Raw genomic sequence first — 18660 nt, forward strand, 5'->3', positions numbered from 1 at the left:
TGAGAAATCACGGTCTGTTTTTTTTATGCTAAAATTGTTCTCCCGTCATAAGTGACATGAAATGTTTAAAGAAACGGTTATAATCAAAATCAATTGCAATTTGATGACCCGGCCAATCAATAAATGGCTTTTGGTTCACTAAAGAACGAAATTCCCCTATGCTTGCTCCTTGTGCAGAGGATTCTGTCATGACAACGATAGGGGATTTGTGATACGTAAACATAGAGTTATCAAGTAAAGCGAGTATTGGCATTGTGTCATGGAAGGGGCTACCCTTTAAATGTGGTAGAGCATTTTTATAATAGCCGTAGTAATAATGATCGAATAACGGTTTGACGAGTGGGGCTTTTCCTTTTGCTTCAATATATTCAGCCATTTCTGGTGTAATGATGGAATATTGGGTGACGTTTAATGGATAGATGTACATGTTAGGTGAGGATTGAAGGACTATATTAGCGGCAGTAGGATCACCATAAAAGTTTGCTTCAGAAATAGGGGTGACATTACCAGGATGTAAAAAGGCACCGCCCATTACGTAGTAAGATTTAATTTGTTTCATTAACTGTTTGCACATGATAAATAAAATTGCTAGAGAGGTAAGTCTTCCTAAACTTACAATGATTAATTCATCTTTATACTGTTCAATAAGAGGAATCACTTCAAAGAAATTCTCCATTTCTCCGTTAGTCACATTCCCATTTGGAATAATTGGCCCAAGCCCTTGTTTCCCGTGTACTTCTGTAAAAAAAGCAGGCGGGGCACCAGTAAGAGGGCGTTCTGAACCACCGAATATCTTAATATTTCTATTCTTTGTTTCATTCTTAAGAAAATGAGCATTTTGTACGGCCATCTCTTTTGGAACATTGCCGTAATCAGCAACAATACCGATGATTTCTATTTCATCGATAAAGAATGCTAAGAGGAGAGCCATCGTATCATCAATCCCAGGATCACAAAAAATAAGAACTTTTTTGGGCATATGTTCACCACCTATCTTGTTTATCCCACTTTAATGGGCAGTAAGACCCCCACCTCAAAATTCAGCGAAAGCAAAGAATTTAGGTGGGATCGGGCTGCCTATTAAAGTCCGATTGGTGAGGGCTAATAATCAGTGGGGGATAAAGAACCCCCCACTGATTAAAGTTTCACTTTATATATATGTAAGCTTGAAGGTAAAAAGATTATTTTATTGAAATAACAACCTTTAAAATTCAGAAAATAAAAACTTCTTATATTAGGTCAAGGTTTTTGACTTAATTTCCTCTTGGAAATGTAGTCATATCAAGGTTGTAAGCGTATAACATAGGCGTTTTTTGATGTCAAGTTGATAAATTGCAGCTTTTTACAATTTATACTATGATAAAGATATTAACAGAAGATCGTATAAACAAGAGGGATGATGAACATGAAATTTACAAAGATTCTTGTCCAAATTGCTGCTCTTTACGTTTTTTATATGGTTGGAACTTGGGTGCAAGAAATGTTAAATATTCCAATCCCAGGAAGTTTGATTGGAATGTTCCTCTTACTTGTTTTACTTAGCCTAAAAGTTCTTCCAGTGAAATGGTTCGATTTAGGAGCAGAAACACTCGTTGCTATTATGCCGTTTTTATTAATTCCGCCAACGCTTGGCCTAATGAATTACGGTGCTTTTTTTATGAGTAAAGGAATTTCTCTTTTCATTACAGTTGTAGCGAGTACATTTTTAATCATTATTGTCGCAGGACATACAGGACAATATCTTGCGAATAGAAAGGAAAGAGAGTCGCGATGAGTCAAATATTAATCGGGATCGGTTGGGTTCTTTTTACGGTGCTATTATATCAATTATCTAAAAAAATCTATAAATTATTTCCAACACCATTCACCATTCCAATGCTTGTAGCAACAGGATTAATGGCTTTCCTATTTATCGTGATTGATATACCGTATCAACATTATATGGAAAGTGGTGGTGGCTGGATTGCAAAGCTACTTGGACCCGGTGTTGTAGCATTTGCAATTCCTCTTTATAAACAACGCCACGTTCTTCAAAAATATGTTGTACCGATTGCCGGCGGGGTACTAGTAGGTACAACAGTTGCCATTGCAAGTGACTTTGCTATTGCGTCACTTATGGGAACAGATAAAAGCTTAATTTTATCTTCTTTACCAAAATCAGTGACAATGCCAGTTGCGATGAGTGTTTCAGAGCAAGTTGGTGGTGTACCGTCATTAACAGCAGCTTTCGTTGTTATTGCAGGTATTACTGGAACGATTACCGGCCCGCTTTTATTAAAATGGAGCCGCGTTACAAACTCAGTTGGTAAAGGTATCGGATTTGGATGTGCTTCTCATATTATGGGTGTTATGAGAGCGATGAAAAATAATGAACATGAAGGTGTTATTGGATCGGTAACAATGACATTAACAGCCATTTTGACATGTTTGCTCGGGCCGTTATTTGCAATGATGTTCATGTAATAGAAGAAAAGCGGGAGCAACCTTATAGCTCTCGCTTTTCTATAGAATTTATGCTACAGTTACAATAACTGAATCTTTGTAGGAGGTACGCCAAGTGCATACGTTATTATCCGTTTTACTTATTATTGTATCGATTTTAATGATTGTTATGGTACTTATGCAGTCTAGTAATAGCTCAGGCCTTTCAGGTGCAATTTCAGGCGGTGCAGAGCAATTATTTGGTAAGCAAAAAGCACGTGGAATTGAAGCGGTATTAAACCGTATTACAATTGTTTTAGCTGTATTGTTCTTCGCATTAACAATTGGTGTTACGTACTTAAACTTATAGAATTGAAAGAAGAAGCGTTAGTAAGATGTACTAATGGTTCTTCTTTTTTTGTTTTGCCATTTGAAAGATGTTTCTAATTAGATTATAGAAATATAAATATGGTACACTAGATATAGAAAGAATACGACTAGATTACAGAAGAGAAAGAGGAGAAGTACATGATGAAATTAGCATCTCCGAAACCATTTACATTTGAGGGTGGAGACCGCGCTGTTTTATTACTACATGGATTCACAGGAAACTCAGCTGATGTACGTATGTTAGGGCGTTTCTTAGAAAAGAAAGGCTACACTTGTCATGCGCCAATTTATAAAGGGCACGGAGTACCGCCAGAAGAGCTTGTTCATACAGGTCCTGAAGATTGGTGGCAAGACGTAACGGAGGCATATCAGCTTTTAAAAGATAAAGGGTTTGAGAAAATTGCTGTCGTTGGATTGTCACTTGGCGGAGTATTTTCACTAAAATTAGGTTATACAGTACCGGTTTTAGGTGTAGTACCAATGTGTGCACCAATGTATATTAAGAGTGAAGAAACGATGTACCAAGGTATATTGGCATATGCCCGCGAATATAAAAAGCGTGAGCAAAAATCACCAGAGCAAATCGAACAAGAAATGTTGGAATTCCAAAAGACACCGATGAATACATTAAAAGCATTACAACAATTAATTGCTGACGTACGTAACAATGTGGACATGATTTATGCACCAACATTTGTTGTACAAGCGCGTCATGATGAAATGATTAATACAGATAGTGCGAACATTATTTATAACGGTGTAGAATCAACGTTAAAAGACATTAAATGGTATGAAGACTCTACGCATGTCATTACACTTGATAAGCAGCGTGACGAGCTACATGAGGATGTATATAACTTCTTGGAGCAACTAGATTGGTAAGATCTAGTTGCCTCTTTTTTTCATAAGGAATTTTTTATGAAAACTGTAAAAATCATAAGGGGAGTATTGAAGTTTCGCTTTATACATCCCCTATCTTTCGGATACACTAAATAATATAAGGTTTTAAAGGAGGTATTTTTGCTTGGAAGAAATCATACAAGAACATATTGATAAGTTGTTATTATTTATGAGAGAAGAAGCGTATAAACCGCTAACGATACAAGAGTTAGAAGAGGCATTTGGGATTGAAGGTTCTGAGGGCTTTAAAGATTTCGTAAAAGCACTTGTAACGATGGAAGAAAAGGGACTTGTTATTCGTACTCGTAGCAACCGTTACGGTCTTCCTGAAAAGATGAATTTAGTACGTGGTAAGTTAATTGGACATGCACGTGGTTTTGCATTCGTTGTACCAGACGAGAAGAAAACAGGAGACGATGATCTTTTCATCCCGCCTACAGAGTTAAACGGTGCACTTCATGGCGATACAGTATTAGCACGCCTTAGTTCCCAATCAAGTGGTTCGCGTCAAGAAGGTTCTATTGTACGCATTTTAGAACGCGGAACGAAAGAGTTAGTTGGTACATATACAGAATCGAAAAACTTTGGATTTGTTATACCTGACAATAAACGCTGGACAAGTGACATTTTCGTATTGAAAAGCGCATCAATGGGCGCTGTAGAAGGTCATAAAGTAGTTGTAAAAATTACGAGCTATCCAGAGAATCGTTTAAGTGCAGAAGGTGAAGTTATTCAAATTCTAGGTCATAAAAATGATCCAGGAGTAGATATTTTATCTGTCATTCATAAACATCACTTGCCTTTAGCGTTCCCTGAAGAAGTGATGGAACATGCAAACAGCGTACCAGAAACGATTTCAGAAGAAGATTTAAAAGATCGCCGTGACCTACGTGACCAAATGATCGTAACAATTGACGGTGCAGACGCAAAAGATTTAGATGACGCTGTTACAGTAACGAAACTTGAGAACGGTAACTACAAGCTTGGTGTTCACATTGCGGACGTAAGTCATTACGTTCAAGAAGGTTCTCCAATTGATGTAGAAGCAGCGGAAAGAGCGACGAGTGTATATCTTGTTGACCGTGTAATTCCGATGATTCCGCATCGTCTATCTAACGGTATTTGTTCATTAAATCCGAAAGTAGACCGTCTGACGTTATCTTGTGAAATGGAAATCAATAATTTAGGTGACGTTGTTAAACACGAGATTTTCCAAAGTGTAATTAAAACGACAGAGCGTATGACGTATGCTGACGTAAGAAGCATTTTAGAAGATGAGGACGAAGAATTAATTAAACGCTATGAGCCGCTCGTACCGATGTTTAAAGAGATGGGCCAATTGGCACAAATTTTACGTGAAAAACGTATGCGCCGCGGGGCAATCGACTTTGACTTTAAAGAAGCGAAAGTATTAGTAGATGAAGAAGGAAAACCGACAGACGTTGTTATGCGTGATCGTTCTGTATCAGAGAAGTTAATTGAAGAATTTATGCTTGTCGCGAACGAAACGGTAGCAGAGCATTTCCACTGGATGAACGTACCATTTATGTACCGTGTCCATGAAGATCCGAAAGAAGATAAGTTAGAGCGTTTCTTCGAGTTTGTAACGAACTTCGGATATGCAGTAAAAGGACGTGCAAATGAAGTACACCCTCGTGCGCTACAACAAATTCTTGAAATGGTTCAAGGGCAACCAGAAGAAGTAGTCATTTCGACAGTAATGCTTCGTTCTATGAAGCAAGCACGTTACGATGCAGAAAGCTTAGGACATTTTGGTCTATCAACTGAGTTCTACACGCATTTCACATCACCAATTCGTCGTTACCCAGATACGATTGTTCATAGATTAATTCGTGAATATATCATTAACGGTAAAGTCGATAATGAAACGCAAGCAAAATGGCGTGAAAAATTACCTGAGATTGCAGATCATTCTTCTAATATGGAACGCCGTGCTGTTGAAGCAGAACGTGAAACAGACGAAATGAAAAAAGCAGAGTATATGGTCGATAAGATCGGCGAAGAGTATGACGGTATGATTAGCTCTGTAACAAACTTCGGTTTATTCGTAGAGCTTCCAAATACAATTGAAGGTCTTGTACATGTTAGTTACTTAACGGATGATTACTACCGTTATGATGAGCAGCATTTCGCAATGATTGGAGAACGTACAGGTAACGTATTCCGCATCGGTGACGAAATTACCATTCGCGTTATTAACGTAAACAAAGACGAGCGAGCAATCGACTTTGAAATCGTTGGCATGAAAGGTACGCCTCGTCGTAAGTTCAAAGATCGTCCAGTCGTGATCGAACAGCCAAGAACAGGCAGAAAGAAACGCGGCGGACGTAGCGAACGCAGTAATGAGCGCGGCGGAGAACGTGGCACAGGTAGAAAATTTGACCGTGGTGGCAAAGGTAAAGGAAGAGGATCTGCATCCGCGTCCGCTAGCCAACCAGGGAAAAAAGATGGTAACGGTAAGAAGAAAAAAGCATTCTTCGAAAACGTACCAGGATTCAAGAAGAAGAAGAAAAAGCGTAAGTAAGAAAAGGATGGCTTCGCTTTGATAAAAAGCGGGGCTTTTTCTTTTTTCTTAGTGGCTGGAGAACGAGCCACTTTCGCTTTTTATCGGAATCTAGCTACAGTGGCTAGAATGTTCGGCGATTTCGCTTCTTCCCCCGAGAGGCAAAGAGCGCCTCAAGGTCAGAAGCTCCATCCACCTCACATTCTGAACGAGCCACTTCCGCTTTTTGTATAATCCAGCTACAGTGGCTAGAATGTTCGGCGATTTCGCTTCTTCTCTAGAGGCAAAGAACGCCTCAAGGTCAGAAGCTCCATCCACCTCACATTCTGGGCGAGCCACTTTCGCTTTTTATCAACATTTGTTACAATAGTAAAAATAGAGGAGGGACGTTATATGCCAAAAGGTTCAGGTAAGGTTATTGCACAAAATAAAAAAGCATTTCATGATTATTTCATCGAAGAAACATATGAAGCAGGGCTTGTCCTTCAAGGAACGGAAATTAAGTCGATTCGCGCTGGACGCGTGAACTTGAAAGATGCGTTTGCTCGTGTACATAATGGTGAAGTATGGGTTCATAATATGCATATTAGTACGTACGAACAAGGGAATCGTTTCAACCACGATCCGCTTCGCACGAGAAAGTTACTTCTTCATAAAAAAGAAATTGAGAAGTTAGCTGGTGCTTCAAAAGAAACCGGATATGCACTAGTTCCAGTTAGAATCTATTTGAAAAATGGATTTGCGAAAATGGCACTTGGTTTAGCAAAAGGTAAGAAACAATATGATAAGCGTCACGATTTAAAAGAGAAAGAAGCTAAACGTGAAATTGCACGCGCGTTCCGTGATCGCCAAAAGATGTAATACAGATATTTACATTTGTAAAACGGCGCGCGTATGTTATAATAACTTATGTAAGATTGTTGCACATTGAAAAACAGCTCTTAGTAGCTATCACGAAATTTTCTTCGTATGCTCCATTTTTATCATGGGGACGTTACGGATTCGACAGGGATAGTTCGAGCTTAGGTTGCGAGTCGAGGGGATCGGCCTCGTTAAAACGTCAAAGCCTATAATTGGCAAACAAAACAATCTTTCTTTAGCTGCTTAATTGCACTAAAGGTTCCTCCCTCCATCGTCCATGTGGTAGGGTAAGGGACTCAAACTAAGTGGACTACGCCGGAGTTCGCCGTCTGAGGACAAAGGAAGAGAACAACCAGACTAGCAACTTGGAAGCCTGTCGATAGGCCGAAGAGTTCGCGAAACGCTAATATATCGACTACACTCGTAGAAGCTTAAGTGCCGATATTTTTGGACGTGGGTTCGACTCCCACCGTCTCCACCAATACATATTTGGTGGTTTTTTTATTTTGTATGATATGAACCATAATCTTGCCAGGTTGGTGAGGTTGTGGTTCTTTTTGTTTTGTTCTTTTATAAAATACTTAAGTTGATAGGGATGAGGCAGTACCCCTGAAACAGAAAATAAAGAAATGGTTATGGATGATAAGTAGATAGATACTATAGCTGATCGTAAACGCCCGATTGGTGAGTTTCTATTAATAAAATCACTTTATTCAAATCTTAATATGTTTTGTGTTTCTACACATACCTATTGTAAGATTATATAGAGTTCTCCTAATAAGCTGTTTTAATGGATTTTTTAGGGATTTAATATTTATAAGTCTTAAATAATTTTTTATCTAACTAAGTTATATTGAAGTAGAGGTGAACCATCGGTGAGGCAGGTGTTAGTAATTAAGAATGAACGGTCTTTAGCAAAGAAAATCGTAAGCGGTTTAACGGAAGAAGGCCATTTCATTTTACAACTTCACAATGAAAACGAAGGTTTAAATATAATATATGAACAAGATTGGGATATTATCATATTAGATTGGGATTCGCTAAGCATATCTGGACCAGAAATTTGCAGACAAATACGACTGGTTAAAATGACACCGATCATTATTGTGACCGATAATATTTCTAGCGAGGATTGCGTAGCAGGGTTACAAGCAGGAGCGGATGATTATATAAGAAAACCATTTGCGAAAGAAGAATTAGTAGCAAGGGTTCAAGCGATTTTAAGGAGAAGCGACTGTAACCAGCAAAATGAGATAACCTTTTATCAGTTTAAAGATCTCTTTGTTGATGCATCTAGCAATATTGTGAAAAAAGGTGGTAAAAATCTCTCGCTTACGAAGCGTGAGTACGATTTACTTGTATTTTTAATCAAGAATAAAAATACAATATTGAGCCGTGAAATGCTTTTGAACCAAGTTTGGGGACATAACATAGTCGTAAATCCAAATGTAGTAGACTTATATATTGGGTATATAAGAAAAAAATTAAAATGTGAGAAGAAAGACAGATATATTCAAACGATACATGGCAGAGGCTATTCAATGGTTGAATGATAAAAATAAGATAATAAAGTAGTTTCTGTGAAATATGAAAAGACAGAAACTATAAAAAGAAGATTGCTATCAGGAAATGGTCATTTTTTTGCAGTAGAAACCATGTTTTATAAGGTGTGGGGGATGGATCTGATGCGTATTAGTTGAGACCTTTATCAAATTTATTTTTAATTTTATTAACTCACACCATTCACAAGATTTTCACAGAATTAATGACTATACTTATTATCAGGATGTTCAAATGAAAATGATTATCAATAGCAATTTAGATGTATAAAAGTTACTATCTAATTTAATCTATGAATTTTATCATTTTCGAACTAAATTACATAATAAGGAGTATACGTATGAAAAAAACTATGCTTTTAAAATTAGTAAGTATTCTAGCAATTTTTACATTAATGTTAGTAGCTTGCTCAGATTCAAGTAAAGAAACTTCAAAGGCTACAAAAGATAATGGTAGTGATAAGCCAAAAACGGTTGAAATCACTGATGCGCATGGAAAAGTTACTGTTCCTGTAAATCCAAAGAATGTAGTTGCTTTAGATAATAGAACTTTTGAAACTTTAGCTGATTGGGGAATTAAATTAGCGGCTGCTCCAAAGGATATTATGCCTGCTGATTCAGCATATAAAAAGGATGAAAAAGTTCAAAATATTGGGAATCACCGTGAACCAAATCTTGAAATTATTGCAGCGGCAAACCCTGACCTTGTAATTGTTGGTCAAAGATTTGCTGATCATTACGAAGAAATCAAAAAATTAGTGCCAAATGCAGCTGTTATTGATCTTAATTTTGATGTTTCTGAGAAGGCTACTAAGCCTGGAGAAAACTTAGTAAAAGGACTTAAAGATTCTACAACTACTTTAGGTAAAATCTTTGCTAAAGATAAAGAAGCTAAACAATTAGTAGCTGATTTTGATAAATCTATTGAAAAAGCAAAATCTGCTTATAACGGAAAAGATAAAGTTATGAGTGTTATCGTTACTGGTGGTAATATTGGTTTTGCTGCGCCGCACTCTGGTCGTGTTTGGGGACCAATGTATGAAATTTTCGGTTGGACTCCAGCGTTAGAAGTTTCTAATTCTACTGCAGGTCATAAAGGTGATGACGTTTCTGTTGAAGCTATTGCACAAACAAATCCTGATTGGATTTTCGTATTAGATCGTGATGCAGCAACATCTGATGCAGCTAAGTCAACACCTGCTAAGGATGTTATTTCTAAATCACCTGCTCTTCAAAACACAACTGCTGTTTCTAAGAAACAAGTTATTTATGCACCAGAAGATACTTACACAAATGAATCAATTCAAACTTATATAGAGTTATTTGGAAATATGGCAAAAACTTTAGCTAAGTAGTGTAAAGGAGTACGAAACAGTGTCAAAAAATATAATTTCTAGGGTTGAGAATATTTCTCAACCCCAGTTTTATAATCACAATAAATTATGGACAAAACCTTTTATAATAGCGATTATAATTGTTGTAATTTTAGGGATTATATCACTGTTTACTGGAGTTTATGATATACGTGGACAAGAGGACGGAACAGAGATGTTTTTTATCACTCGTGTTCCGAGAACAGCTGCATTAATGCTTACTGGAGCTGCGATGGCGATGGCAGGACTTGTCATGCAACTCATTACACAGAATCGCTTTGTTGAACCTACTACAACGGGGACTATTGAATGGTCAGGCTTAGGCCTGCTTTTTGTGTATTTATTGTTTCCTTCCCCGACGTTAGTTCAAAGAATGACTGGTGCAATCATTTTTTCTTTTATAGGAACTATGATTTTCTTTCTATTTTTAAGAAGAGTTAAGCTTCGTTCGTCTTTAATTGTCCCGATTATTGGATTGATGCTTGGAGCAGTTATTTCTGCAGTGTCTACTTTTATGGGACTTCTTTTTCAAATGACGCAAAGTATTGAAACTTGGTTTGTAGGTTCATTTGCTAACATTCAGGTCGGAAGATATGAATATTTATGGCTGATAGTTATCATTACTTTGCTTATTTTTATGTACGCGAATAGATTGACTTTAGCTGGATTAGGAGAAGATGTCGCAACAAGCCTTGGCGTTAATTACAATAGAATTGTTCTTTTTGGGACCGCTCTTATCTCTGTTGCAGTTGGAATTGTTGCAGCTGTTATTGGGCACTTACCTTTCTTAGGGTTAATTGTGCCAAATATTGTTTCTATGTTTAGAGGTGATGATCTTAGGAGTAATTTACCTTGGGTTTGTGTGATCGGAATGGGGACAATAACTGCTTGTGACATCATTTCTCGAACAATTATAAAGCCGTTTGAACTACCTGTTTCTTTAATACTTGCAACAGTGGGAGCAGTTGTGTTTATTACTATTTTATTGAGACAAAGAAAACCAAGGAGGCTACGATGATCACATTAGAATATAAAAATAAAGAAAATGTCGAAATCGATTCTAGCCTTCATAATGAAAGTAGGTCAGCTAGTGCTTTTCGTTCTAAGAAGGAAGCAAGACGTTATTGGATTTTACTAATCACATTGATTGGTTTAGGGCTTCTTTCTTCATATGGACTTTTAGTGTATAACAATCCAGTTCCGATAGATTCACCTTCTTTTATCCCAGTTGTTAAGAGAAGGATAGTAGCTATTGTTGCAATGATTATTGCAGCTGTTTGCCATAGCTTGTCGACAGTTGCTTTCCAATCCATTACGAATAATAAGATTATTACTCCGTCACTTTTAGGTTTCGAATCACTTTATTCAGCAATTCAAACGAGTACAGTATTCTTTTTTGGTGTTAGTGCATTGATCAATTTTAATGGAATTGGATCATTTTTATTTCAAGTCGTTGTGATGGTCTTCATGAGTTTGATACTTTATGGATGGCTACTTTCCGGTAAATACGGGAACTTACAACTTATGCTTTTAGTTGGAATTATTATTGGTACCGGGCTAAATTCTGTGTCAACTTTCATGAGAAAACTACTTGCGCCTTCAGAATTTGATATTTTACAAGCTAGATTATTTGGTTCTGTTAATCATGCAGATCCTGCTTATTTTCCTATTGTAATTCCTATGATCATAATTGTAGCAGTATTAATTTTTGCTCATTCTAAGAATTTGAACGTTTTGTCATTAGGAAAGGATGTTGCTACTTCCTTTGGAGTTAAATATCAACCTAGTGTAATTTATACGCTTGTATTAGTAGCTATTTTAATGTCTATTTCAACAGCTCTAATTGGGCCACTTACTTTCTACGGCTTTTTAGTAGCGACTTTGAGTTATCAGGCGGCGTCAACTTATGATCATAGATATATTTTCCCAATGGCTTTTGCTATAGGATTTTTAATAATGACGAGCGCATACTTTTTAATGTATCATGTATTCCATGCTCAAGGTGTAGTTTCAGTTATTATTGAATTATTTGGTGGAATTATATTCTTAACTATAGTTTTAAGGAAGAGGGCTTTATGATAAAAATTGATAATGTTAAAAAGTTCTATACGGATAAGGTAAAAATAGGACCTTTGGATATTGAAATACCAAAAGCAGGCTTTACTTCTTTAATCGGACCAAATGGTGCTGGAAAGTCAACGACACTTTTAATGATTGGCAGACTTTTAGATATGGACGAAGGTCAAATCCAGGTAGCGAATATGGATGTTTCTGAATCCAAATCAAAAGACTTAGCAAAAGTTTTGACTATACTGCGACAAGAAAATCATTTTGTAACGAGGCTTACTATTAGACAATTAGTTGGATTTGGGCGCTTTCCTTATTCAAAGGGAAGATTAACGAAAGAGGATGAAGTTATTATTTCTAAATATATCGACTTCCTAGATTTAACTAATTTAGAGAATAGATATTTAGATGAGCTTTCTGGTGGTCAAAGACAAAGGGCATATGTAGCGATGGTATTGTGCCAAGAGACTGAATATGTACTTTTGGACGAGCCACTGAATAACCTTGATGTTGCGCGTTCTGTTCAAATGATGGAGCATTTGAGACGAGCGGCTAATGAATTTGGAAGAACGATTTTGACTGTTATGCATGACATAAATTTTGCAGCTAAATACTCTGACAAAATTTGTGCGATGAAAGATGGACAAATTGCTGCTTTTGGAACAGTAGAAGAGGTTATGGACTCAACACTTTTGACAGATATTTTTGAAACAAAAATAGAGATTATTAATGGTCCTTATGGGCCAATCGCTGTTTATTAATTACAAAATGAGCATGTAAAAAAGCTGTTGTCTATATTTTATAGGCAGCAGCTTTTTTTTTCTTGCAATCAAATTAATCTCGGTATATGATTTAGTTAAGTTAACTAAATTATATTCAGGAGGTTTTGAAATGGAAAAAGAAATAGTTTCAAACGAAAATAAACAAAAAAAGCCATTACTTTTTAAAGTTGGAATAGGGCTTCTAATCATATATATTCTACTTTGGGCGAGTGCTTTAATCATACCATTTACATCGCTTTCGACTCAGATAAAGGCTATTATTGTTCCAGGGTGTATAGTAGTAGGAGAAATTCTTTTCTTGATAGGTGCTGTCTTTGTTGGGAAAGAAGTGGTGGCAAAATATAAAAAGTATTTAAACCCGAAAAATTGGAGAAGAAAAGGTGAGAGAGATAAGTATGAAAAATAAAAATATAGCTGAGGAAATCAATCTAACACTTGAAGAATTATGGATATTACTTGAAGCGAAAGAAAGGTCCTATACAAATTTCAATTTAAATAATCAGCAATATACGTTATTAACATTAATTATTCGGTACCCATCATCCACTCCTAAAGAGTTAGCAGAAAAAATGAATGTAACGAAGAGTGCCATTAGCCAACAGTTAGTCAAACTTGAAAAGGATGGATACATTTTCAGAAGGCAACATGCAGAAGATAAACGTGCATTTTCAGTTGAATTAGGGGAGAAAGGCTTGTTATACAAAAAAGAAATGGATGTATATATGGAGCAAGTTTCTGAAAAGTATTATGCAAGTTTATCATCTGAAGAATTAACAAACCTTTTATCAGCGCTTCAAAAGCTAACGAAGGTAATTGAAGAGCTGTAGTGGTTGTTACATGTAAAAAGAAGCATAAGCTGACAAAAAGGGGCAGCTTATGCTTCTTCATGTTTCGAATATAAAAAGTGGAGTTTTAATCAAACAAATTAAAAGCTAAATTGTGGCTTTATATCACCTGTATAAGGTTCATGTTCAACAAATACAGTGATGTCTTTACCTGCTTGGTCTTTACCAGTTCTTTTATACGTAAATTTCTTATTATTTAGTTCAGTAAGTTCAAGAGCCGCACCATATTTATTATTTCCAATTGAAACATGAGCTCTTATTTTATTTTCGTGCAACACATCGAAGTAGCCATAATCACCGCGGCTTTGGCCTGTTTCGCTATTGAAGAACTCATATTTATTAGATTTGTCATCGAATTTTGCTAGACTTATAAAATTCGAATTAAACTGTGTTACGTCATTACCAGCTTCATCTAATACTTTTGTTCCGTGCCAAAGGGTTCCGCCTAAAATCTTATCTCCATCAACGTTTTTAACGATATCGCCTGTAGTTGTGTTCAGCTGCTTGTCCGGATCAGTGAAAGAAAGCTCTTTTTCTTTATATGGAACATGTTCAACGAAGACTTCTACATCTTTACCGTTAGCGTCTTTCCCCATTCGCTTATACGTAAATATATTTTTATTTAGCTTTGTCATGTCAACAACAGCCTGATACTTCATTGATTCTGAAATTAATATTCTCTTCTTCCCATCATTTGTGATAAAGAAAGTTCCTTTATCGCCACGACTTGCACCTGTTTTAGCGTCAAAGAATTCATATCTTCCTGACTTTGCATCATATTTTGCAAGGCCAATGAAGTTTGCATTTTCTTTTGTTACATCATTTTTATCTTTGTCATACACTCGTGTGCCTTGCCAATTTGTATCGCTAAGAATGTTAGCCATTTTTTGGCCTTTCGTTAACTTATTTTCCTTTTTTGTTTCTTTAGCAGCTTGTTCTTGTTTTGGTTTATTATGATTTTCTTCAGCTTTCGTACCAGCACACCCTGTTAGTGCTAGTGTGAATCCGAGTAATATAGATGATAGTGCTTTCGTTTTTTTGTTCATTTTTATCGTCTCCTTATTTTATCAATGTAAGTAGTACGGTTTGTGATTAAAGTAATAGTTACTACGTTTATTATGTTAATAGCCGAGTATAAACTGCCTCTAAATAAAACATTAAAAAAAGATAAACTAATTCCTAAAATTTTTTCATACTTATAAAAAGGTCTTTTACATGAGGTGAATGTAAATCTCTCATTTTGAAAACGGCGTAATTAAATGGGTGGATTCATATTATGTTTACAGTGCGATTTTAGGTGTGATGCTATACTGTGTATAGGATTTTATGTGTGTATGTTGTGTCGTTTTTTGTCGGTAAGTCGATATTCTATGTCGAATCGTCGATATAATGAAAAAATCGTTGATATATTGTGAGTTATCGTCGATATATTTTGGGGAGGGCTAAAGATGATTGTGAAAGAACGGCAATTAGAAGCGTTATTTAGGCGATTACCAGCTCATCATCCGAAACGAGATATGATTGTAGAAAGTTTAGCGAAGCATAAGGCTGGTTATAAAGGTGAACAAGCTATTAATTATCCGCTAAGTTTTCTCTCGGAGGAAAAATATCGTATTTTGCACGATATAAGGTTGTTTGATCAAAATTACCATTTTCAAATTGATACGATTATCATTTCAGCATATTTTCTTCTTTTCCTCGAAATAAAAAATATAGCAGGTACGTTACTATTTGATTCAAAGTTTAATCAACTTATTAGAATATCAGAGGGAAATTCAGAAGGCTTTCCAGATCCAATTCTACAAGTGAAAAGACAAGAGGAACAGCTTAGGAAATGGTTAAGTCTAAATGGATTTTCTCGTTTTCCAATTGAATCACTTGTTGTGATTAGTAACCCCCGAACTATTATTAAAGCTTCAGATGATAATCTCCTTAATACAATTATCCACAGTGCAAATTTACCTAATAAAATCAAATGGTTTGAGAGTAAATATAAGAAAAAAGCTATAAAAAATGTAGATATTCTTATTCGTCAAATTGTAGCCAACCATGCTCCATTACGGCAAAATATTCTTGAACAATTTAAAATTAAAAAAGAAGAGTTGTTACACGGTGTACAATGTGAGGTATGTTCTGTACTACCAATGTTTAAATTGAAAAAAGGCTGGTATTGTTCGAACTGTAAAGCTATCTCTAAAGTGGCGCATGAATTTGCTTTAAAAGATTACGTACTTCTTATTGGTGACACTTGTACAAATATGCAGTTGAAGAAATTTCTTAACGTTCAATCGAGTGCGACTGTCAAAAGACTCCTCAAAACAATGAACATCCCACACACCGGCACTAATAAAGGACAAAAATATGATTTAACTCACCTTCAATTATAATTTTGCTATAATAAATACGTACTTATACGAAGGGGAGTTTAATGAGAAAATGAAATCATTCAATATTGATCATTTTATCGCGAGTGTTTTACAGTGGATATTAAATATAGCGTTAATTATATTATCCATTGTCTTATCTATTTTTTTAATTAACGAGACGATTACTTTTATTCAATACATATTTTCAGCGAAGAAGTATACGTCATATAAATTAGTTGAAAGTATTATCGTTTATTTCTTATATTTCGAGTTTATAGCTTTAATTATTAAGTATTTTAAATCGAATTATCATTTTCCGTTACGTTATTTTATTTATATCGGAATTACGGCGTTAATTCGTTTAATTATCGTATCTCATGAGGAACCGATGGAGACGTTATTATACGCAGGAGCAATTCTTGTTTTAGTCATTGCTTTATACATATCAAATATGAGAGATTTGAGAAAAGAGTAGTAGTGCAGACATAAGCTTGCACTACTTTTTTATATCTTGACCTTCAAGTTGCTTGAAAGTTTACAATGTAAATAGGGCGTTTGAAATTGAAAAAAATTGAGAAATTAAGTGAAGAGGTTTCTTTTACTTGGAGGTTATAGAAATGAGTCAGGAATTGAAATTGCGTCCATTAGAGCGAGAAGATTTAAAGTTTGTACATGAACTTAATAATAATGCACATATTATGTCGTATTGGTTTGAAGAGCCGTATGAGGCATTTGTGGAGCTACAAGACTTATACGATAAGCATATACATGATCAAAGTGAACGCCGATTTATCGTTGAAAAAGATAATGAAATGGTTGGATTAGTTGAATTAGTGGAAATCGATTATATTCACCGTAGAACAGAATTCCAAATTATTATTGATCCGAATTATCAAGGATATGGTTATGCAGTAGATGCGACGCGTTTAGCAATGGACTACGCTTTTTCCGTATTAAATATGCATAAGATTTATTTAGTGGTGGATAAGGAAAATGAAAAGGCAGTACATGTTTATAAAAAAGTTGGGTTTATGGTAGAAGGTGAGCTTATCGATGAGTTTTTCGTTGATGGTAACTATCATAATGCGATAAGAATGTGTATGTTCCAAAAGGCATACTTTGGCACAAAATAACCGTTTGGAAGAGCTATAGTAGGGAATCCGTTAATTGAAATAAAACACTCCTCATGAAATAGAAACATACGATATGGAAGAAAAATAATAAGTGAGTTGAATAATGATGAATCATTATTTTTATAGTGGTAGACAAGTGGGAGCAGCTATTACGCTTGCTGGGGCACAGGGAACCATTCATGCTATGAATCAAGCGATTCAAATGCAGCAACAAGCATATTTGGCACAAATGATGCAAGGACAGTATATGCCATACTCACAATTTCCGATGCAAAGTGTGCATTATGATGTGTATCCAGCTAGTTTCTTTTCCATTCCATATGGTGGGACTTATTTCTTATGAAAGAAAGCGACTGATAAGAGTCGCTTTCTTTTTTATATTCCGCCTAGCTTCATTCCAAGGAATGCGAAGAGGATACCAACTATGTAAGTAGCGCTTAAGTATAAAAGGAATGTGCTAAAGCTTTTACGATTGAGAAGCTGAACAGATTCTAGTTTAAACGTTGAAAATGTTGTGAATGCACCCATAAATCCAGTACCTAATAATAATTGCCAACCTGTAGTGACTCCGCTGCCAATTATATATCCGAGTAAAAATGCTCCTGTTATATTAATGAGAAATGTAGCAATTGGAAAGGAAGTTTTATTTCTTTTTTTAAACCAATTGCTAATTGCAAATCGCGTAATCGCACCGAAAAATCCCCCTGTTGCGACTAATAAAGCTTCCATCATAAGTGATCACCTTCCGTAAGATGTTTCTTAAGTAAGAAATCACCTAGTGTATAGCCAAGTCCAGACATAATGAGGCCACCAAGTATGCTGCATGATACATATAAGAAGGCTATGCCCCACTCAGAATGATTGATCAATTGAATAGTCTCTACACTAAATGTTGAAAACGTCGTAAAAGAACCGATGAATCCAGTCCCAATGCCTGTGATTACATCTGAAGGTAAGATGTTGAGCTTAGCGATATACGTAGTCAGCCAAGCTAATAAGAAGCATCCGGCTAAGTTAATCAGTAATGTAGCTAGTGGAAATGTATGATGCCAAAATTCATGAATAGTAAGACCTAAATAATAACGAGAAAGAGCTCCTAATATACCGGCAATGCCGACCATAATATAAATCAATTTTCTCACCTCTTTAAATAGCTTGCTCAAAAAAATAGACTCCTACCAGTAGTTATACTGGTAGGAGTCATTAGCTAAGCAGCGTTTATGGCGAACTCCATCGCCTATGATTATTACATATAGTGTACTAAACATTCCGCTTGATTTCCAGTGAAGGATTCGGAGTTTTGATCATTTAAAGGCAAGAACAATTATTTATAAACTAAATATAATGATATAAGATTTTTGTTGTGATAAAATATTTCGTATGTTGTCATTCAGTTTTAGTTAACTGAAAATAAAGATAATTAAGTTGTGTGTTTTAGA

General features: G+C 35.7%; 21 protein-coding genes, 1 other RNA gene and 1 riboswitch. Of the genes, 18 read left to right on the forward strand and 4 right to left on the reverse strand.

Annotated features, from left to right (window positions below):
• Positions 1-28: 28 nt before the first annotated feature.
• The gene (locus QCI73_RS02015; RefSeq protein WP_353822417.1) at positions 29-979 is read right to left on the reverse strand and encodes a nucleoside hydrolase; all 951 of its coding nucleotides are present in this window, start codon (positions 977-979) and stop codon (positions 29-31) included.
• Positions 980-1405: 426 nt separating this feature from the next.
• On the opposite strand from QCI73_RS02015, the gene QCI73_RS02020 reads away from it, so the two are divergent.
• The 14 genes from QCI73_RS02020 to QCI73_RS02085 all read left to right on the forward strand — a co-directional run bounded on the left by QCI73_RS02020 (position 1406) and on the right by QCI73_RS02085 (position 13704).
• Positions 1406-1774, forward strand: coding sequence for a CidA/LrgA family holin-like protein (locus QCI73_RS02020; protein WP_000673222.1), 369 nt, complete (start codon positions 1406-1408; stop codon positions 1772-1774).
• Positions 1771-2463 (forward strand): LrgB family protein, encoded by a 693-nt coding sequence (locus QCI73_RS02025; RefSeq protein WP_353822418.1) that lies wholly within the window; start codon positions 1771-1773, stop codon positions 2461-2463. Before QCI73_RS02020 ends, QCI73_RS02025 begins: the two co-directional genes overlap by 4 nt.
• 94 nt (positions 2464-2557) lie before the next feature.
• Entirely contained in the window at positions 2558-2791 is a 234-nt protein-coding gene (gene secG, locus QCI73_RS02030; protein ID WP_000557262.1) for a preprotein translocase subunit SecG, read from the forward strand.
• 161 nt (positions 2792-2952) lie between these two features.
• Entirely contained in the window at positions 2953-3693 is a 741-nt protein-coding gene (gene estA, locus QCI73_RS02035; RefSeq protein WP_000761976.1) for a carboxylesterase, read from the forward strand.
• Between the two features lie 142 nt (positions 3694-3835).
• Entirely contained in the window at positions 3836-6256 is a 2421-nt protein-coding gene (gene rnr / locus QCI73_RS02040; RefSeq protein WP_327922719.1) for a ribonuclease R, read from the forward strand.
• A 372-nt stretch (positions 6257-6628) separates the two neighbouring features.
• On the forward strand, positions 6629-7096 hold the full coding sequence (gene smpB / locus QCI73_RS02045; protein ID WP_001123905.1) for an SsrA-binding protein: 468 nt from the start codon (positions 6629-6631) through the stop codon (positions 7094-7096).
• Between the two features lie 126 nt (positions 7097-7222).
• Positions 7223-7577: a transfer-messenger RNA gene (gene ssrA / locus QCI73_RS02050) on the forward strand.
• 394 nt (positions 7578-7971) lie between these two features.
• Positions 7972-8649, forward strand: a complete 678-nt coding sequence (locus tag QCI73_RS02055; protein ID WP_327922715.1) for a response regulator transcription factor — start codon at positions 7972-7974, stop codon at positions 8647-8649.
• 347 nt (positions 8650-8996) lie between these two features.
• Entirely contained in the window at positions 8997-10010 is a 1014-nt protein-coding gene (locus QCI73_RS02060) for a siderophore ABC transporter substrate-binding protein (protein ID WP_000753456.1), read from the forward strand.
• Between the two features lie 19 nt (positions 10011-10029).
• Positions 10030-11046: an ABC transporter permease gene (locus tag QCI73_RS02065; protein ID WP_000041817.1), complete on the forward strand. Its 1017-nt coding sequence runs from the start codon at positions 10030-10032 to the stop codon at positions 11044-11046.
• Positions 11043-12107 (forward strand): iron chelate uptake ABC transporter family permease subunit, encoded by a 1065-nt coding sequence (locus QCI73_RS02070; protein ID WP_000631238.1) that lies wholly within the window; start codon positions 11043-11045, stop codon positions 12105-12107. The genes QCI73_RS02065 and QCI73_RS02070 overlap by 4 nt, the downstream gene beginning before the upstream one ends.
• The gene (locus QCI73_RS02075; RefSeq protein WP_353822419.1) at positions 12104-12856 is read left to right on the forward strand and encodes an iron ABC transporter ATP-binding protein; all 753 of its coding nucleotides are present in this window, start codon (positions 12104-12106) and stop codon (positions 12854-12856) included. Before QCI73_RS02070 ends, QCI73_RS02075 begins: the two co-directional genes overlap by 4 nt.
• Positions 12857-12986: 130 nt before the next feature.
• The gene (locus QCI73_RS02080) at positions 12987-13283 is read left to right on the forward strand and encodes a transporter suffix domain-containing protein (RefSeq protein WP_257807332.1); all 297 of its coding nucleotides are present in this window, start codon (positions 12987-12989) and stop codon (positions 13281-13283) included.
• Entirely contained in the window at positions 13273-13704 is a 432-nt protein-coding gene (locus QCI73_RS02085; protein WP_353822420.1) for a MarR family winged helix-turn-helix transcriptional regulator, read from the forward strand. The genes QCI73_RS02080 and QCI73_RS02085 overlap by 11 nt, the downstream gene beginning before the upstream one ends.
• A gap of 98 nt (positions 13705-13802) precedes the next feature.
• Here QCI73_RS02085 and QCI73_RS02090 read toward each other — a convergent pair whose 3' ends face one another.
• Positions 13803-14768: a DUF4822 domain-containing protein gene (locus QCI73_RS02090; protein WP_353822421.1), complete on the reverse strand. Its 966-nt coding sequence runs from the start codon at positions 14766-14768 to the stop codon at positions 13803-13805.
• Between the two features lie 402 nt (positions 14769-15170).
• Here QCI73_RS02090 and QCI73_RS02095 point away from each other — a divergent pair, with 402 nt between their 5' ends.
• The 4 genes from QCI73_RS02095 (at position 15171) to QCI73_RS02110 (ending at position 17564) form a co-directional block, all read left to right on the forward strand.
• On the forward strand, positions 15171-16109 hold the full coding sequence (locus tag QCI73_RS02095; RefSeq protein WP_353822422.1) for a nuclease-related domain-containing protein: 939 nt from the start codon (positions 15171-15173) through the stop codon (positions 16107-16109).
• A 49-nt stretch (positions 16110-16158) separates the two neighbouring features.
• Positions 16159-16563 (forward strand): phosphate-starvation-inducible protein PsiE, encoded by a 405-nt coding sequence (psiE, locus tag QCI73_RS02100; RefSeq protein WP_000834704.1) that lies wholly within the window; start codon positions 16159-16161, stop codon positions 16561-16563.
• A 142-nt stretch (positions 16564-16705) separates the two neighbouring features.
• Positions 16706-17221 carry a spermidine N1-acetyltransferase gene (gene speG, locus QCI73_RS02105; RefSeq protein ID WP_073542760.1) on the forward strand — a complete coding sequence of 172 codons (516 nt, stop codon included), beginning with the start codon at positions 16706-16708 and terminating at the stop codon, positions 17219-17221.
• Between the two features lie 103 nt (positions 17222-17324).
• On the forward strand, positions 17325-17564 hold the full coding sequence (locus QCI73_RS02110; protein WP_074569537.1) for a DUF3947 family protein: 240 nt from the start codon (positions 17325-17327) through the stop codon (positions 17562-17564).
• Positions 17565-17596: 32 nt separating this feature from the next.
• On the opposite strand, the gene crcB (QCI73_RS02115) is transcribed toward QCI73_RS02110, so the two are convergent.
• The gene (crcB, locus tag QCI73_RS02115; protein ID WP_262724424.1) at positions 17597-17953 is read right to left on the reverse strand and encodes a fluoride efflux transporter CrcB; all 357 of its coding nucleotides are present in this window, start codon (positions 17951-17953) and stop codon (positions 17597-17599) included.
• A complete protein-coding gene (gene crcB, locus QCI73_RS02120; protein ID WP_000639380.1) occupies positions 17950-18354 on the reverse strand; it encodes a fluoride efflux transporter CrcB in 405 nt (134 codons plus the stop codon). The genes crcB (QCI73_RS02115) and crcB (QCI73_RS02120) overlap by 4 nt, the downstream gene beginning before the upstream one ends.
• A gap of 54 nt (positions 18355-18408) precedes the next feature.
• Positions 18409-18468: riboswitch (Fluoride riboswitch) on the reverse strand.
• Between the last annotated feature and the right edge of the window lie 192 nt (positions 18469-18660).

The sequence above is a fragment of the Bacillus cereus group sp. MG16 genome, assembly GCF_040459875.1.
Classification (GTDB): domain Bacteria; phylum Bacillota; class Bacilli; order Bacillales; family Bacillaceae_G; genus Bacillus_A; species Bacillus_A paranthracis.

What these genes read in the sequence shown, in the direction of transcription:
- QCI73_RS02015 (WP_353822417.1), bottom strand. Translation starts at nt 979, where the DNA reads ATGCCCAAAAAAGTTCTTATTTTTTGTGATCCTGGGATTGATGATACG.
- QCI73_RS02020 (WP_000673222.1), top strand. Translation starts at nt 1,406, where the DNA reads ATGAAATTTACAAAGATTCTTGTCCAAATTGCTGCTCTTTACGTTTTT.
- QCI73_RS02025 (WP_353822418.1), top strand. Translation starts at nt 1,771, where the DNA reads ATGAGTCAAATATTAATCGGGATCGGTTGGGTTCTTTTTACGGTGCTA.
- estA (WP_000761976.1), top strand. Translation starts at nt 2,953, where the DNA reads ATGAAATTAGCATCTCCGAAACCATTTACATTTGAGGGTGGAGACCGC.
- smpB (WP_001123905.1), top strand. Translation starts at nt 6,629, where the DNA reads ATGCCAAAAGGTTCAGGTAAGGTTATTGCACAAAATAAAAAAGCATTT.
- QCI73_RS02060 (WP_000753456.1), top strand. Translation starts at nt 8,997, where the DNA reads ATGAAAAAAACTATGCTTTTAAAATTAGTAAGTATTCTAGCAATTTTT.
- QCI73_RS02070 (WP_000631238.1), top strand. Translation starts at nt 11,043, where the DNA reads ATGATCACATTAGAATATAAAAATAAAGAAAATGTCGAAATCGATTCT.
- QCI73_RS02075 (WP_353822419.1), top strand. Translation starts at nt 12,104, where the DNA reads ATGATAAAAATTGATAATGTTAAAAAGTTCTATACGGATAAGGTAAAA.
- QCI73_RS02080 (WP_257807332.1), top strand. Translation starts at nt 12,987, where the DNA reads ATGGAAAAAGAAATAGTTTCAAACGAAAATAAACAAAAAAAGCCATTA.
- QCI73_RS02085 (WP_353822420.1), top strand. Translation starts at nt 13,273, where the DNA reads ATGAAAAATAAAAATATAGCTGAGGAAATCAATCTAACACTTGAAGAA.
- QCI73_RS02090 (WP_353822421.1), bottom strand. Translation starts at nt 14,768, where the DNA reads ATGAACAAAAAAACGAAAGCACTATCATCTATATTACTCGGATTCACA.
- QCI73_RS02095 (WP_353822422.1), top strand. Translation starts at nt 15,171, where the DNA reads ATGATTGTGAAAGAACGGCAATTAGAAGCGTTATTTAGGCGATTACCA.
- psiE (WP_000834704.1), top strand. Translation starts at nt 16,159, where the DNA reads ATGAAATCATTCAATATTGATCATTTTATCGCGAGTGTTTTACAGTGG.
- speG (WP_073542760.1), top strand. Translation starts at nt 16,706, where the DNA reads ATGAGTCAGGAATTGAAATTGCGTCCATTAGAGCGAGAAGATTTAAAG.
- QCI73_RS02110 (WP_074569537.1), top strand. Translation starts at nt 17,325, where the DNA reads ATGATGAATCATTATTTTTATAGTGGTAGACAAGTGGGAGCAGCTATT.
- crcB (WP_262724424.1), bottom strand. Translation starts at nt 17,953, where the DNA reads ATGATGGAAGCTTTATTAGTCGCAACAGGGGGATTTTTCGGTGCGATT.